The organism is Paenibacillus polysaccharolyticus (assembly GCF_023714295.1).
Classification (GTDB): domain Bacteria; phylum Bacillota; class Bacilli; order Paenibacillales; family Paenibacillaceae; genus Paenibacillus; species Paenibacillus polysaccharolyticus_A.
In genome coordinates this window covers 184,104-199,288 of record NZ_JAMAUN010000006.1, presented here as the reverse complement: position 1 = coordinate 199,288, position 15,185 = coordinate 184,104, and the positions used below count along the sequence as shown (strand labels likewise).

The following is a 15,185-nucleotide window of genomic DNA, read 5'->3' as shown; positions in this document are numbered from 1 at the left end:
ATGCTGTTTTTGCTTCAACTTGTGATGGGCATTTTACTCATAATATCGATGGTCGGTTATATGCAGTTTGTCCGTAAAGTGATGTCCATCCGGTGGGAGTTTATTCCGATATTTGTGTTCTCGGCTATCGCCTGTATCGTTTATTTTGCCGGGTTAGCAGGGCAGCTCTTCCCGGGCAGCATTGTTGTGCTGGTCATAGGCTTACTGCTGTTTAGAGGCAGAGTGATACAGGCTTTGTACCAAAGTAAACGGGGCACATGGTCATTATCATTTTCGTTATTTCAATTAAGTTTTCTCGGCGGGGTTTGCATATTTCTGCTCATTCTGTTCCACACGGAGCTGACTCACTACGATAATTTCTCACATTGGGCGATTGTGGTGAAGGAGATGCTCAGCACCAATGCGTTTCCAACACCGAATTCGGACCTGATTGAGTTTAAAAATTACCCGCTCGGTACGTCGTCGTTTATCTATTACATCTGCCGATTTATGGGACATGCCCAGCCGATTATGTTACTGGCGCAGGGGCTGCTGATCTTTTCATGTTTCTACGCCATGTTTGGCATCGTGTCAGAGAAAAAAAGGTTCCTATTATATGCGTTTCTTGGGTTAGGTTTATCGACCTTGTCCTTCTTCAACCTGACGATTCGCATTACCAACCTGTTGGTAGACTTCCTGCTTCCGATTTATGCACTCGCGATGGTCGCAGCCATATATCAGTATCGTCATGATCTTAAGCGAGCTTGCATCCTTATTCTGCCGCTGGCAGGTCTGCTGACGGTAATCAAAAGCACAGGCATCATTTTTGCTGCCGTGGGTCTGATCTTTCTCGTATACATCTGGCTTACGAATAAACAGCGTGCGAACTGGGAGATTGGACTCGCTGTGGTCGGTACGATAGCAGGGGCATTGCTGCCGTATTTCAGTTGGAGCTGGCGTATGGCAACGGTATTCCAAGGTGTGAATAACAAGTTCGAGGGAGCTGCTGCGGCTTTAAAGTCGGGTAAAACAGCAGAGCAAAAGTGGGAAATTCTCGTGCTCTTCCTGAAATCAAGTGTGGATATTACTTCCAGGCCCGTGCTGGGGATTGTTATTTTTGAAATTGCAGCAATCGCCGCTTCGATTGTGGCCTATGTGGTGCTCAAGAAGAAGTGGAATCTCTGGAAAGCGCTGATTGCCCTGAACGTGGTCGTTGTTCTGTATTATGCCGGAATTCTGGCGCTATACCTGTTCTCCATGCCTGTGGATGAAGCTATCCGGCTGGCTGGGTTCGAGCGTTACGCTTCAAGTATCGTTGTACTCTTTGCCGGTGGACTGGTACTCTGTGCAGCTGTTGACATTGAACGTACGTTCCATTACCGCATTGGTGAGGTTCCTGATTATCAAGCATTCAAGACGGTGCAGACCAAGAGGCAATATCAGCAAGGAATCATCGCCTGTATGGCACTCGCCGCAACGACGCTCTTGTCCGAATATAACGGTATGATCTCGATCACCAGAACGTATGATCAAACTCTTCCCTACGAGGTTCAAAGCGTGACGGGGGACCGCTGGTACACGGGCGGCAAGGAAGATCGTAACAAGTATCTGTTTTACGGCTCTGACCGAGATCAACAGGTGACCAGTTATTACATGCAATACGTGGGTAGATACTTCTTATATGCTCCCAATGTGGACGGTATCGTGCTGTTCTACGAGGATAACATGGACAATCTGCTAAGCGGCTACGACTATCTTGTGGTGATTGAGACAGATCTGAATGCGAAAATGCTACTGAAAAAGCACTACGGCATCGACATGCAAAAAGGGATTTATAAGATCACCCGATCCGGCGATAAAGTTGTGCTGACGTTGCAGTAGCAACAAGAACGAATTAAACAAAAGCTCCACTCCCATGAAACCGGGGCGTGGAGCTTTTTAATATGCAGTGAGCGGAACGACTAGTTAGGTAGCCTTACCCTCGGGTTGAAGCTTTCGCATAAAAGCTTCGATATTATCGATTAGCAGCTTGTTGTTTGGCGAATCGGTCCGGGTAATGATCTCTTTCACCGCATGGACAAATGAGCTTAGGTTGGTCGTGTCAGCATTTTCAAATCGGTTCGGGATGGGCAGGTTATCAGCAGAACGGGCCGCATCCTCACGGTATTCTTTGATCCATGCCTGATTCGTGGAGGCCTGTTTCGCAAAGTTCTGTAGAATGCTGCTCCAGTCTTTGTTGTTTACGATGGCGTCCTGCAACTTATCATAGGTCTGAGGCTGGAATTTACGCATCATGTAATTGAGATCCACGTAATCCTCTGGTGCACCAACCGGCCGTTGTGGTGGTGTATCATACTGAACTTGCTTCGTTTCAGGGTTGATCGTTCTGGTTGTGGAGATTGCTGCAATCTGACGGAACGTATTCATGAACTCGGTGGCCTGATCGCCTTTTATGTAGTTGTCCGCTATGTATTGTGCTTGAGTTAGACCCAGTTCGAGTAAAGCGGATCGATCGTCCTTATCTGTTACATCCGTAATCAGGTTAGATTGAATAATGCCATAGACCGTTTCTTTAACCTCAGAAGAATGGCCCTTGAGCAGGCGTTCCAGTGACTCGTTGATCTGAACGGTGCCGAAGTAAACGGCTGAATGGTTCACGACATCCGAGGAGACAAGCTGTCTGGAAGCGTTACTGATCTCCACGGTATCTATGTCATGAGACAAATCGAACTTCCCCGTAATCATCGTTGGTTGATTTGATGGATTCGCTTGTCCTGTGCGTTGTTGTGAATGAGTGTAGGCATTGAGGTCAAACGGCGTTGTGCTTGAAACCTTCATTCGTAAACACCCCTATTCGTCGAGAATAAATGCTTTAATTTCCATATCAATCCTTTCTCATCTTATTATCGGAACAATATTCCATATTTTTAATAAAAATGGACAAAAAGAGCAACGGACGGCTATCTTTCACCGCTCGTTGCTCTTCTTGATTCAATCAACCGCCATAAATACTGTAGGCGAAGTGATACACAATATCAGTCGTATTCACACTTGGACGACTCGTCACTCTAGCCACCACAGCACAAAGATCATAATAATGGGTGAAGCTTATGGCTCCTGGCAAGTACTGACTGAGGCTACCGGCGGAAGGAGGCAGGGACAACGTTGCCGTGAACTGCCCGCTGCTGTTGGTCATGACTTTGGCACTGCGATAACGGTTGTTGCTGCTTTCGGACCAGGCATCATTTGCCCAAATGACTTCAACCTCCGCATTAGCAACGGCATAGTTATCGGATGTAGCCGCTACCCCTGTCACCGTGAAACTTGATCCCGTGATACGGTAGTAGCGTCCATAGGCGTAAGAAGGGTAATCATTAGGGCCGCCGTTTGAGTTGTAACCCGTAATGACAATTTTGTCTGCACGTAATACAGGCTGCAAATGCAGTGAATAGTTGGTGTCCGAATAAGTGTTGGTGGTATAAACCTTCAAATAATAAGTACCTGTACCTAACGATACGTTACCGTTCGTGGTCGGCATCAAGGCCATTCGATTGTTACTTAAAGCCCCGTACAATTCAGCTTTGTAACCATTCGCCGTTGAAGCCTGGTCCAGCGTGATACGCATCGCATCATAGTTTCTGCTCTCAGGAACGGTGATTTTGTACCAATCCTGATCAATCTCCGAATTTAATGAACGAGTAGCGAGTGTAGAGCCGCCAACAGCAACAGTAAGCGGATAGGCACGTAGCGCGTTCTCGTCTGTCTCGAAGGCATCATATGTCGAGCTTGTGGAGACCGCCAGGATAAACGGCTCATTGATACTGGCACCAACCTTGCCGTAGGCTTCAATTAAGTAGGCTTTGGCGCCGGAAGTGATATTTTTCGTGCCTACATTTTCAGATAAGGTTCTGGACCCGTTCCCGTAATTGTTCAAATATGTCCCGTAGATGGAGTAATCAATAGGATTCGGATTCACTTCTCCGGTGGACATATCGAATTCATAGAGATATAGATCGTAATCAAGCTGCGCAGACGCAGGGTTATCCATCTGTACTTGCAGAATGTGCCCAGGTTGTACGTAGATCGGGTATAAATAGCTGGAGGTGCCTTGCTCCTGGATGTAGCCAGTATATGTAGTGGTCTCAGCTGCGGCTGTTGTGTTATCTGTATCCTCCGATTGCGGAGTAGCCAGTAGACTTTGTTGCTTATGTGTTTTGGAAGTAGCAGAAGTTTCATTCAGGTTAACCGTTTCCTTGAGCTGGTGTTCCTTCAATGGAGTAGAATCCAACTCGGTGGGAGCCTCGGTCAGCTCAGTGATGATCTCAGTGTCTGGCTGTATGACCTGTTCCGTAATGCGTGCATCCGGCAGTCCCTTTCCCTCAGTATCATTGTTAGCGGAAGCGCTGAAACTAAAGGCAAGGGTAAGAACTAAATTCATGACGATAAGCATGGAGAGTGTCTTTTTCAAAGTGTAAACTCCTCTCTTCTTATAATTTTTTGCTACAATTCTATAATATACCGAATGTATGTATTTGTTAAGTGATGAATATCATGGTACAGTTGGTCGGTTCATCGACAAACATGGGTTTCTATGATAGGCTGGAAGCATCCCAAGGGCATTCTACTTTTCCAAGTAGAGTGCCTTGCTGTATATTATGGGAGTTTACATTTAATGGTTATAAAATGAGGCCGTGTGGAGGTGGTGATGCTATGTTTCTCTCTTTAGCCCCCGTAGGGGAATGTTGGATGATGGAAAGTGAACGAGTACAGAAAATCATAGAATATAGAGGAGCGAACATAGCATGACTACTCTTATACAAGCGGAAACCCGTATCAAATTAAGGCCGTCCAGATTACAGAATTTGCGCCAATCTGGTCGCCTGCCGGGTATTGTTTTTGGCAAAAACACAGAAAATGAAATGATTCATATCCCGTCGGTACCCTTTCAAAAATGGTTGAACCAAGGTGCGTCCGGATTCATCCAACTGCAATTCGAAGAAAAACCTTCACTTACCGTATTGCTGGAAGATCTGCAGCGTGATCCGGTTACACGAGATTTGATTCACGTCGATTTTCAGCAGGTGCAGAACAATGAAGTGCTACGTACCAAAATCCCGGTCAAGTTCAACGGAACCCCAGAGGATGCGAAGTACGGTGGAGTTATGCAGATTCAGTTAGCTGCTATTGAAGTGGAGGCGCTGCCCCGCCATCTGCCAACCGTGGTCGAGTTCGATATCAGTGCAATGAAGATTGGAGAAACTCTGCATGTCTCAGACGCCGAGTTTGCACCGGAAGTAACGGTCATTTCGGACGGTAATGAGTCACTGCTCTCAGTAATTAAACCTTAATAGGTAAATACTTGCGTAATCGGGGTTATTCTTTAATTACGAGTACATTTTTAAATAGAATGTGCTGTAAATATACAGTTGCACGAATCGAAATAAGCTGTATGGGCTATATGTCCATGCAGCTTATTTTGGTGCGGCCCAAAATAAATTATTTCTCATCCATGGAAGGTAATACAGGAAATAAGATACAATACTATATATATGAAATTCACGAACAAGGTGGTGAATATATGAAGGAATTACATAGTCCGATGAACCGGAAGACCTATTACATATCGATGTTTTTAATGATCCTTCTAATGGCAGCCGGATTAGCCGTATCTACCGCAGAGCTTCAGGGTATGACCATCGGCTATGTCATTCATTTGTTATGTGTTGTGACGATACCTGTATGTCTACTCATTTACCCCCGATATGAAACGTTTGCATTCCGATTGAGTATTATATTGCTCGGGTTTGTCTATTTCTACACGCTAGCATTGATCTATCCTCAGACGTGGACAACTTACATTATGATCTGTTTGCTTCCCGCACTCGCGATCTTGTTCTATGATTTCAAGTTGTTTTATATTTCGCTCAGCTTGAATACCGTGATGCTTGTGATAGTGACGACGTATATCCATAATCAAGATAATGTGTACCAATATATACATATAGATTTGGCTGGCAATCTGATTAATATCATTGCGAGTCAGCTACTTCTATTTCTCATTTTCTATTTAACCTTCGATCGGATCCGAAAGCAGGAACTATATTTCGAACAGGTACAACAATCCGAACGTCTCAAAATGGTTGCACATCTAACGGCAGCGGTTGCGCACGAAATTCGTAATCCGGTAACGGTGGTTCGGGGATTCCTGCAGTTGTATCAACAAAATCCAGCCTTCGATGCTGCCGATCGATCCAAGTTCGCGCTGATGATCGATGAGTTGAATACGGTGGAACAGGTGACCTCCCAATTTTTATCCATTGCCAAACCGAACCGAGAGATATTGGTTGATGAGAAAGTAGATGTGCAAGAGGTTCTTGAGGGGGTAGCTAGTCTATTGGGCTCCTATGCCATGTTGTCCAATAAACATATCGATATCGAGATTGAAGAGGGCTGCACGATCTTCATGAATGCCGTTGAGTTTAAGCAGGTGATCATTAATCTGATCAAGAACGCTCTGGAAGCCTCGGATACGGGAGCCATGGTTCATGTAACAGCAAGACTTGTGAAGCAGAAGGTGGAGATCAAAATTGTGGATCAGGGGTGTGGGATGACGGAGGAGGAGGTTAAAGCTTTGGGTACCCCGTTTTACTCGCTGAAAACGAATGGTACGGGACTTGGGCTAATGATCTGCTTCAACATCGTGGAGAAGGTTAATGGAACGATCAAGTATGTGAGTGAGAAGGGAGTGGGTACGACGGTGATTCTGACGTTTCCGGCAACAGACCGTAGCTAAAGGGCACGGAGAGTGGTAGATAGGAATAAAAAAAAGAAGATTATGAGTATAAGTAGATTTAAAAAGTGAGTTAAGAAAGGCTGCCGAACGGCAGCCTTTTTCCTGTTCTTATTCTTTATTCAACTCTGACCTCAGGAAAACGAAGGATAGCGCTCACCTGCTGCGAACCCTTTGGGCGAGATGTGTTCGATCTCGGCCAATTCTTCCGGTGTGATCGTGACCTGCAATGCACCAAGGTTCTCCTGCAACCGCTCTAGACGTTTCGTACCGGGTATAGGTACGATTTGCTCCCCCTGCGCCAGCAGTCAGGCTAGAGCCAGTTGAGGTGTAGTACAGCCTTTTCGTGCGGCAAGCTGCTCAATCAGCCGAACGACCTCCAGATTTTTATTGAAATTATCTCCTTGGAAACGAGGGAAGAAGCGGCGGTAATCATCCGCGGGCAGATCATCAAACGTCCGAATCTGTCCAGTCAGGAATCCGCGTCCCAAGGGACTATAGGGTACAAAACCGATACCCAGTTCATCCAGCACAGGTAGCACCTCATCCTCCACTTCGCGGCTCCAGAGCGAGTATTCTGTTTCGACCGCCGTGATGGGGTGAATGGCATGTGCCCGCCGGATCTGATCCGCCGTTGCTTCCGAGAGACCAAGGAAGCGGACTTTACCTTCCTGCACAAGTTGAGCCATAGCGCCAACGGTCTCTTCAATAGGGATGTCCGGATCAACACGATGCTGATAGTACAGGTCGATGTAATCGGTGCCCAGTTGAAGCAGGCTGGAATCGATTGATTTTTTGACATACGCCGGGTGTCCGAGTACCTTCATGTTTGGAGATACAATGCCGAATTTGGTCGCCAGAATGGCTTGATCACGACGGCCTTTCAGAGCTCGACCAACCAGCTGCTCGTTACCTCCGAACAGTCCTTGGATACCTCAAGTCCAAGTGAACCTAACTTTCTTTTTACCACTCCATTATTATTAAACTCCATCCGATCATCCCTCTTTTCCGCAAATTAAAGAGTATAGTACCTTCATCGTTATGCTTAAGGCATGATTCCATTCTAATTCGCAGTTACTACCCCAACCACAGCATGCTTATGCTAGTAACGGCAGTACCAGGATGGCATTATTCTGGTTGTCTTGTATAGGACTACGGTGGTAAATGAAGTGTAGATCATACGATTCGTGAAAGAAGAGGGGCAAGCGCTGTTTAAGATTCCTGTTCTTTGAATGGAGAATAGATGCACAGATGCAGATCCGGGTGATCCAGCGTGAATGATAACGAATTAATGTCATATGCGATAGCTTGTTCTTGGTCGGGCAGTTGGTAGTAAACGCGCGTAACCCTCTTTGCCTCTACGTGGTGCAGCTCCCATAACGATGCAAATTCAGAACTTTCTTTGGAAAGATCATCTACAAACTTGGGAAACCACGGATCAAGTGTATATTTATCATAAGAGGTACGGAATATGGCAACGGAGTGTGCCGCCATCTCCTCCCAATTGATAAGTCGAGCGCGCATTTCCGGATCTGTAAATAAGCTAGACATCATGTTCCGTTGTTCTGGAGCACGTGAAGTGTAATCCAATACGTATTTGTCGACAGCTGTGTTCCAGGCAAGCAGCTCGGCACGATCATTTGTGATAAACGCAGGAAACGCCATCTGATTCACAATATCCCGCCAAGGCTGAGTGATCTCCGAGGTAATTGGCGGTGCCATCTCAGGTTCATTACCATTCCATAGGCCGAGCAGATGAGTGTGCTCGTCGGGAGACAACTGGAGTGCCCGACCGATACTCTCGATAACTTCTCGGGAGACGGCTACCTCTCGACCCTGTTCCAGAAACGTATAATAGGTTGCGCTAACCCCTGCCAGTATGGCAACCTCTTCTCGGCGTAACCCAGGTGTCCGGCGTTGACCATGAGTCTTGGCGAGTCCTGCTTGCTCCGGTTGAAGCCGTGCGCGTCGCGATTTCAGATAATCTCCCAACGTTTTGGCACGCATGCTGTTCAAGTCCACAGGTGACAGATGTGCTGGTTGTGATAGGCCGTTTAGTTCAACCATGACGAGATCACCTCCTGAGCTCTTTTTATCCAAAATTGTATTGCTGATGATAACGTAAATAAACGTAAATCGTACGGAACTCTACGCTATCCGAACAGTATATGTTACTCCGTGCCCCAGCTATTATTATATCACTACTGTATCCATAGTTACTGGCTCACAGCGTTTTCTGTGCTTACGGAATAGAGTAAGCATATGGGCTAGAATGTGAGAAAAATAGGAATGCGAGCATGAGGATGTTTATTCAATCTCCATCTCCTTCACCGTCTCGCCTTCCACCAGCTCAGGCTGATAGTAGGTTTGATCGGGAAGGTCTTTCTTTCCCTGCAACTTGCGGATAACCCAATCGGCAGCATCACGACCCATCTGCTCTTGGGGATGCGTGAGCGTGGTGAGTCTTATGTTGGCATTTTTGGCAATATATGAATTGTCCTGACCAATAATGGACAGCTCATCCGGAATCGAAATACCGAGCTGGCGGCAAGCATGCACCACTTCCAGCCCAACTTCATCGTTGTAACAAACAATCGCGGTGAGTGCTTCCCGATTTTCTTGCAGATATGCTGTCACGTTTGCGGATAGATCCGCTTTCGATGCGGTATCAAACGAGAGCACATGTTCGGGATGGAACCTCAGTTTTGCTTCCCCTAGTGCCTTGATATATCCTTTCATCCGGTATTTTCCTTGCAAATCATCCATCTTGGCAATAATCCCGATCTGGGTGTGGCCTTTGGAGATTAACTCCTTCGTGGCGAGATAACTGGACTGTACATCATCCAGACAGAAAAAGGGGACCTCTAACTCCTCATAAAAGGCATTGATCATCGCAAACGGCACATCCTGCTCTTTAAAGGACAGATAGTACGCAATATTCGGGTTGTACAGATTGCTTTTCGTCGGTTCAACAATCAGACCATCCACGCCGTAAGATAGCATCATCTCAAGTGCTTTTTTCTCCTGTGCCACATCATTATTCGTACTGGCGAGCAGTAGCGAGTAGTTGTCCTCGTTCAGACGACGCTCGATACCGCGAATAATGGAAGGGAAAATATAGTCCGAGATATAGGTGGTAATGACCCCGATCGTCTTCTTGGAAGTGTTGCCGCCTGCTCGGGATCGGTACTGATTGCTGACATAGGTGCCCGAACCCTTTTCGCTACGTAAAAATCCTTCGTTAGACAACTCCAAGATGGCCTTACGAACGGTCTGACGGCTCACGTTATAACTCTCCTGCAAGGCCAATTCAGTAGGAATCTGCACGCCGATGCTGTAAGTCCCGGATAGGATATGGCTCTTTATATCATCAATAATCACTTGGTATTTAGGTTTCAATTCGTCCACTTCTTTCGTTGTAACGTCTATATTATATCAATATGGCTCAAGTTGTACGTACATATTCTAGCATGATTCACTTTACTTGCAAGAGAAACCGTACATTTTATTAAATGTTGCGTACAACTGGCTACGATTTTGTCGAATTAAACCTTACATTTCTATAGGGGAAATAAATTAAAATGCGTTGATGCAATTGAATATTTTACAAAAATAGTCCTTTGTGAGTATAACTTCGTTATCTCATTGACAAATGTACGTACAAAAAATATACTAAGGCTGTCAGTACAGGAAAGCGCATTCTTGGAATGCTGAAATAGATTATAGCCACGAACGTAGGTGGTGGATTGCACCTTACGAGGGTGCAGTTGGAATACATGCCATTCCACGGACGTAGATGGCGAGCAGAGAGGGGATATGTGGAAGTGACGAGTCATGTGGATGTGAAAGAAGCTATTGCCAAGGGAGCAACCTCACTTGGGATTGAGCTTGGATCAACGCGCATTAAAGCGGTATTGATTGATGAGCATTTTGAGACGATTGCCTCTGGCAGTTATGAATGGGAGAACCTGCTGAAAGACGGCTATTGGACGTACGATCAGGAGGATATCATCACGGGTTTGCAGACGGCGTACCGTGAGTTGAAGCAGGATGTAGAGCAGAAGTATGGTGTACCGCTGACGACTGTAGGTTCAATCGGCTTCTCTGCCATGATGCACGGATATATCGCGCTGGATCAGGCGGGGGAAATGCTCGTACCGTTCCGTACGTGGCGTAACTCAACGACAGGTGCGGCTGCACGCGAGCTGACAGAACTGTTGCAATTCAACATCCCTGAACGCTGGAGCATTGCCCATCTGTATCAGGCTATTTTGAACGGAGAGCAACATGTGCCTCAGATTGATTACCTGACCACACTGGCGGGTTACATCCACTGGTTGTTGACTGGCAATAAGGCGATTGGGATCGGCGATGCATCGGGTATGTTCCCGATTGACGAGACAACGCATAATTACCATCCGGCAATGATCAATCAGTTTAATGAGCATATTGCTGGCAAAGGTTATCCGTGGAAGGTTGAGGATTTGCTACCTAAAGTGTACCTCGCAGGTGAACATGCAGGTGCATTGACGGAAGCTGGAGCGAAGCTGCTTGATCCGTCAGGAGAACTGGCATCGGGGATTCCGCTCTGTGCACCAGAAGGTGATGCGGGAACAGGTATGGTCGCGACAAACAGTGTGCGCAAACGGACAGGGAACATTTCCGTGGGCACGTCAGTCTTTGCGATGATCGTTCTGGAGAAGGAATTGTCCAGCGTGTATCCCGAGATTGATATGGTGACTACGCCAGATGGCAGTCCGGTCGGCATGGTACATGCTAACAACTGCTCCAGTGATCTGAACGCATGGGTCGGATTGTTCCGCGAGTTCGCTCAGGCGATGGGCATCGAGGCCGATTCAGGCAAGCTGTTCAGCGTGTTGTTTAACAAGGCGCTTGAAGCCGACCCGGATGGGGGCGGATTGCTTAGCTACGGGTACTACTCCGGTGAAAATATTACAGGACTGGAGCATGGACGCCCATTGTTCGTGCGCTCTCCAGAAAGCAAGTTTAACCTGGCGAATTTTATGCGCACCCATCTGTTCAGCGCCTTTGGCGCGCTTAAGCTGGGTATGGACATCCTGACCGAGAAGGAACAGGTGGCGATCGACAGCATTTTGGCACATGGTGGTCTGTTTAAGACACCTGTAGTTGGTCAGCGAATCGTCGCGGCGGCTATGAACGTTCCGGTATCGGTAATGTCTACCGCTGGTGAAGGCGGCGCGTGGGGTATGGCTTTGCTGGCTTCGTACCTGAAGGACAAAGGCGAGCAAGAAACGCTGGATGTTTTCCTGGAGCAAAAAGTGTTCAAGGATGTCGAAGGGGTCGAAGTGGCTCCGGAAGCTGCCGATGTGAAGGGATTTGAAGCATTTATTGAACGCTATCGGAGAGGACTTGCCATTGAGCACGCCGCTGTAGAGCATCTGGTAGAGAACGGAGGAAACTAAACATGTTAGAGCAACTGAAACAAGAGGTATTCGAGGCCAATCTGGAGCTTCCGAAGCACGGACTGGTGAAGTTCACTTGGGGCAATGTGAGCGCGATTGATCGGGAAAGCGGTCTGTTCGTCATTAAACCAAGCGGAGTTGATTATGAAAAAATGAAAGCCAGCGACATGGTTGTCGTTGATCTCGACGGTAACGTGGTGGAAGGGGAGATGAGACCTTCCTCGGACACCGCTACGCATGCGGTTCTATACAAACACTACAAGGAAATTGGTGGCATCGTGCATACGCACTCCACATGGGCAACGATCTGGGCGCAAGCTGGTCTGGATGTGCCTGTCATGGGAACGACTCACGCGGATACGTTCTACGGAGCTGTGCCATGTGCACGTTTCCTGAACCAGGATGAGATTGATCGCGGATACGAAGCGGAGACAGGCCGTGTAATCATTGAAACGTTCGAACAACGCGGATTGGATGTGATGGCGATTCCGGCAGTGCTCCTGCATGGTCACGCACCATTTACATGGGGCAAAGACGCCAAGTCGGCTGTTGTGAACAGCGTTGTGCTGGAGGAAGTGTGCAAAATGAACCTATACGCCCGCCAGCTGAACAACTTTGCCAAAGAACTGCCGCAAGGTATTTTGGATAAGCACTACCTACGCAAACATGGCAAAGACGCATACTACGGCCAGAAATAATCTGGAACTGTAGAGGTTGGGACGCTGCAATCGGAGTGACCCGGTGTAACTACCCTGCCCAACCCGCAGTTGAATAGAACTTTTTTACACCATTAACGGAGAGTGCAGAACCAATCTGAAGAAGCGAAGCTAAAAGCTTTCGGCACGAAAGCTACTTCGGAAGGATATGCTTGGCATTTATCATCGGATTTCCCCCTTGAGAAGGGAAAGAAAAGAAATCCGAGGATAACCAGCGATCGGAAGGTGGTACTGCAATCGGAGTGACCGGTGTAACTACACTGCCCGACCCGCAGTTGAATAGAACTTTTTTACACCATTAACGGAGCAGACAGAAGAAAGCTGTAGAAGCGAAGCGTTCACCTTTATCACCGGATTTCCCCTTATATATGAGGGGTTCAAAGAAATCTGGGGATAACAGTGATCGGAAGATTATTCTGTCTGCGCAGTGTCCTGGTGTAACTACACTGCCCAACCCGAAGTTGAATAACCTTTTTACACCATTAACGGAGAGTGCAGAACCAATCTGAAGAAGCGAAGCGCTCGCGTTTATCATCGGATTTCCCCCTTAAGAGGGGAATGGAAAGAAATCCGAGGATAACCAGCGATCGAAAGATGGTACTGCAATCGCAGTGACCCGGTGTAACCCAATTTATCCAACTATAAATTAATGAAATGAGGATGATTCCATGTCAGCAACAGCAGCAAAAGAGTTTTGGTTCGTTGTCGGTTCACAACATTTGTACGGTGAAGAAGCACTCGGTGAAGTTAAAGCAAACGCACAGAAAATTACAGATGCCCTTAACGCTAGCGGCGTACTCCCTTATCCACTCGTATTGCAAGATCTGGCTGTAACCGCAGACAAAATCACCAGCATCATGAAAGAAGTGAACTACCGCGACGAAGTAGCGGGTGTCATCACTTGGATGCATACTTTCTCTCCAGCAAAAATGTGGATTCGCGGTACGAAATTGCTGCAAAAGCCATTACTTCACCTCGCAACGCAATATAACGAGAGCATTCCATGGGCAACCATCGACATGGACTTCATGAACCTGAACCAAGCAGCACACGGTGACCGTGAATATGGCTTCATTAATGCCCGTCTGAGAAAACAAAATAAAATTGTTGTGGGTTACTGGGAGCGTCCGGAAGTGCAACAGCAGGTTGCAGACTGGATGGACGTAGCGGTGGCATACAACGAGAGCTTTAACATCAAAGTTGCCCGTTTCGGCGATAACATGCGTAACGTAGGGGTAACAGAAGGGGATAAAGTCGAAGCTCAAATCCAGTTTGGCTGGACAGTAGACTACTACGGCATTGGTGACCTCGTCGAGTACGTAAACGCTGTAACCGAGCAAGAGATCGATGAGTTGATCACACAATATGCGGACCTGTATGAATTCGATTATGGCAAGAACAGCAAAGAAGCATGGGAAGCTAGTGTACGTGTGCAAGCAAGCTATGAAATTGCGATCAAAAAGTTCCTGGATAACGGCGGTTACACAGCCTTCACAACGAACTTCGAAGACCTGCACGGCATGAAGCAGCTTCCGGGTCTGGCCGTACAACGCCTGATGGCTCAAGGCTACGGATTTGCGGGTGAAGGGGATTGGAAAACAGCCGCACTGGATCGTTTGCTCAAAATTATGGCTCACAACGAAAACACGGGCTTCATGGAAGATTACACGTATGAAATGGCATCTGGTCAAGAAGCCATTCTGCAATCTCACATGCTTGAAGTTGACCCGACACTTGCTAGCACAAAACCAAGAATCATCGTATCTCCACTTGGAATTGGCGATCGTGAAGACCCGGCTCGTCTCGTATTTGACGGCAAAGCTGGCGAAGGGGTCGTGGTATCCATGGCAGACTTCGGTACGCACTATAAATTGCTGATCAACGAAGTTTCTGCCTTCGAACCAACGGTTCCTGCGCCAAATCTGCCAGTCGCTCGTGTGTTGTGGACGGTAAAACCGAACTTCCAGGACGGCGTTAAAGCTTGGATTGAGAACGGTGGCGGACACCATACGGTGGTATCCCTGAACCTGACGACAGATCAGATCGTCACGTATGCGAAGCTGGTGAACCTGGAGTACGTGATTATTAAATAGTCATACTGACAAACATGGAATTATGAGATTATAAAGTGTATATATCGTTTTAGAATCATCACTAAGGTCTTTAATCCACGCCTTGATTCCAATTCCAAAGGATGAATCTCAGTTGTAATCCGATTATGCCTGAAGTATGATCAGAGTATCAGAGATCAAATTC

Annotated in this window: 11 protein-coding genes and 1 pseudogene; 6 read left to right on the top strand and 6 right to left on the bottom strand. The window is 47.0% G+C overall.

The features are described from left to right. Entirely contained in the window at positions 1 to 1,860 is a 1,860-nt protein-coding gene (locus M3629_RS16490) for a hypothetical protein (RefSeq protein ID WP_251508447.1), read from the top strand. Positions 1,861 to 1,944: 84 nt separating this feature from the next. Here the strand turns inward: M3629_RS16490 and M3629_RS16485 are convergent, their stop codons facing one another. Next, positions 1,945 to 2,817, bottom strand: coding sequence for a hypothetical protein (locus tag M3629_RS16485; protein WP_251508445.1), 873 nt, complete (start codon positions 2,815 to 2,817; stop codon positions 1,945 to 1,947). A gap of 157 nt (positions 2,818 to 2,974) precedes the next feature. Continuing rightward, the gene (locus M3629_RS16480) at positions 2,975 to 4,447 is read right to left on the bottom strand and encodes a hypothetical protein (protein WP_251508443.1); all 1,473 of its coding nucleotides are present in this window, start codon (positions 4,445 to 4,447) and stop codon (positions 2,975 to 2,977) included. Between the two features lie 334 nt (positions 4,448 to 4,781). Between M3629_RS16480 and M3629_RS16475 the strand changes: the two genes are divergently transcribed. Together M3629_RS16475 and M3629_RS16470 are read left to right on the top strand one after the other, a co-directional pair. After that, positions 4,782 to 5,327, top strand: a complete 546-nt coding sequence (locus tag M3629_RS16475) for a 50S ribosomal protein L25 (protein WP_251508441.1) — start codon at positions 4,782 to 4,784, stop codon at positions 5,325 to 5,327. 230 nt (positions 5,328 to 5,557) lie between these two features. Then, complete coding sequence (locus tag M3629_RS16470; RefSeq protein ID WP_251508439.1) at positions 5,558 to 6,772, top strand: sensor histidine kinase; 1,215 nt, start codon at positions 5,558 to 5,560, stop codon at positions 6,770 to 6,772. 131 nt (positions 6,773 to 6,903) lie between these two features. On the opposite strand, the pseudogene M3629_RS16465 reads toward M3629_RS16470, so the two are convergent. From M3629_RS16465 to M3629_RS16455, 3 genes and pseudogenes are all read right to left on the bottom strand, one after another. Then, positions 6,904 to 7,686 (bottom strand): annotated as a pseudogene (locus M3629_RS16465) (aldo/keto reductase); the annotation flags it as partial. A 295-nt stretch (positions 7,687 to 7,981) separates the two neighbouring features. Continuing rightward, positions 7,982 to 8,836 (bottom strand): helix-turn-helix transcriptional regulator, encoded by an 855-nt coding sequence (locus M3629_RS16460; RefSeq protein ID WP_251508437.1) that lies wholly within the window; start codon positions 8,834 to 8,836, stop codon positions 7,982 to 7,984. A gap of 240 nt (positions 8,837 to 9,076) precedes the next feature. After that, positions 9,077 to 10,168 carry a GntR family transcriptional regulator gene (locus M3629_RS16455; protein WP_145335119.1) on the bottom strand — a complete coding sequence of 364 codons (1,092 nt, stop codon included), beginning with the start codon at positions 10,166 to 10,168 and terminating at the stop codon, positions 9,077 to 9,079. A 377-nt stretch (positions 10,169 to 10,545) separates the two neighbouring features. On the opposite strand from M3629_RS16455, the gene M3629_RS16450 reads away from it, so the two are divergent. Beyond that, positions 10,546 to 12,213: a xylulokinase gene (locus tag M3629_RS16450; protein WP_251508640.1), complete on the top strand. Its 1,668-nt coding sequence runs from the start codon at positions 10,546 to 10,548 to the stop codon at positions 12,211 to 12,213. A 2-nt stretch (positions 12,214 to 12,215) separates the two neighbouring features. After that, positions 12,216 to 12,911: an L-ribulose-5-phosphate 4-epimerase gene (locus M3629_RS16445; protein ID WP_090923505.1), complete on the top strand. Its 696-nt coding sequence runs from the start codon at positions 12,216 to 12,218 to the stop codon at positions 12,909 to 12,911. 316 nt (positions 12,912 to 13,227) lie between these two features. Here M3629_RS16445 and M3629_RS16440 read toward each other — a convergent pair whose 3' ends face one another. Continuing rightward, positions 13,228 to 13,464 carry a hypothetical protein gene (locus M3629_RS16440; protein WP_251508435.1) on the bottom strand — a complete coding sequence of 79 codons (237 nt, stop codon included), beginning with the start codon at positions 13,462 to 13,464 and terminating at the stop codon, positions 13,228 to 13,230. A gap of 133 nt (positions 13,465 to 13,597) precedes the next feature. On the opposite strand from M3629_RS16440, the gene araA reads away from it, so the two are divergent. Further along, positions 13,598 to 15,022 carry an L-arabinose isomerase gene (gene araA, locus M3629_RS16435; RefSeq protein WP_251508433.1) on the top strand — a complete coding sequence of 475 codons (1,425 nt, stop codon included), beginning with the start codon at positions 13,598 to 13,600 and terminating at the stop codon, positions 15,020 to 15,022. Positions 15,023 to 15,185 lie beyond the last annotated feature (163 nt).

Bases quoted from the DNA above. Each gene is read 5' to 3' on its own strand.
- M3629_RS16450 (WP_251508640.1), top strand. From the start codon at position 10,546: ATGCCATTCCACGGACGTAGATGGCGAGCAGAGAGGGGATATGTGGAA.
- M3629_RS16445 (WP_090923505.1), top strand. From the start codon at position 12,216: ATGTTAGAGCAACTGAAACAAGAGGTATTCGAGGCCAATCTGGAGCTT.
- M3629_RS16440 (WP_251508435.1), bottom strand. From the start codon at position 13,464: ATGATAAACGCGAGCGCTTCGCTTCTTCAGATTGGTTCTGCACTCTCC.
- M3629_RS16475 (WP_251508441.1), top strand. From the start codon at position 4,782: ATGACTACTCTTATACAAGCGGAAACCCGTATCAAATTAAGGCCGTCC.
- M3629_RS16460 (WP_251508437.1), bottom strand. From the start codon at position 8,836: ATGGTTGAACTAAACGGCCTATCACAACCAGCACATCTGTCACCTGTG.
- M3629_RS16485 (WP_251508445.1), bottom strand. From the start codon at position 2,817: ATGAAGGTTTCAAGCACAACGCCGTTTGACCTCAATGCCTACACTCAT.
- araA (WP_251508433.1), top strand. From the start codon at position 13,598: ATGTCAGCAACAGCAGCAAAAGAGTTTTGGTTCGTTGTCGGTTCACAA.
- M3629_RS16470 (WP_251508439.1), top strand. From the start codon at position 5,558: ATGAAGGAATTACATAGTCCGATGAACCGGAAGACCTATTACATATCG.
- M3629_RS16490 (WP_251508447.1), top strand. From the start codon at position 1: ATGCTGTTTTTGCTTCAACTTGTGATGGGCATTTTACTCATAATATCG.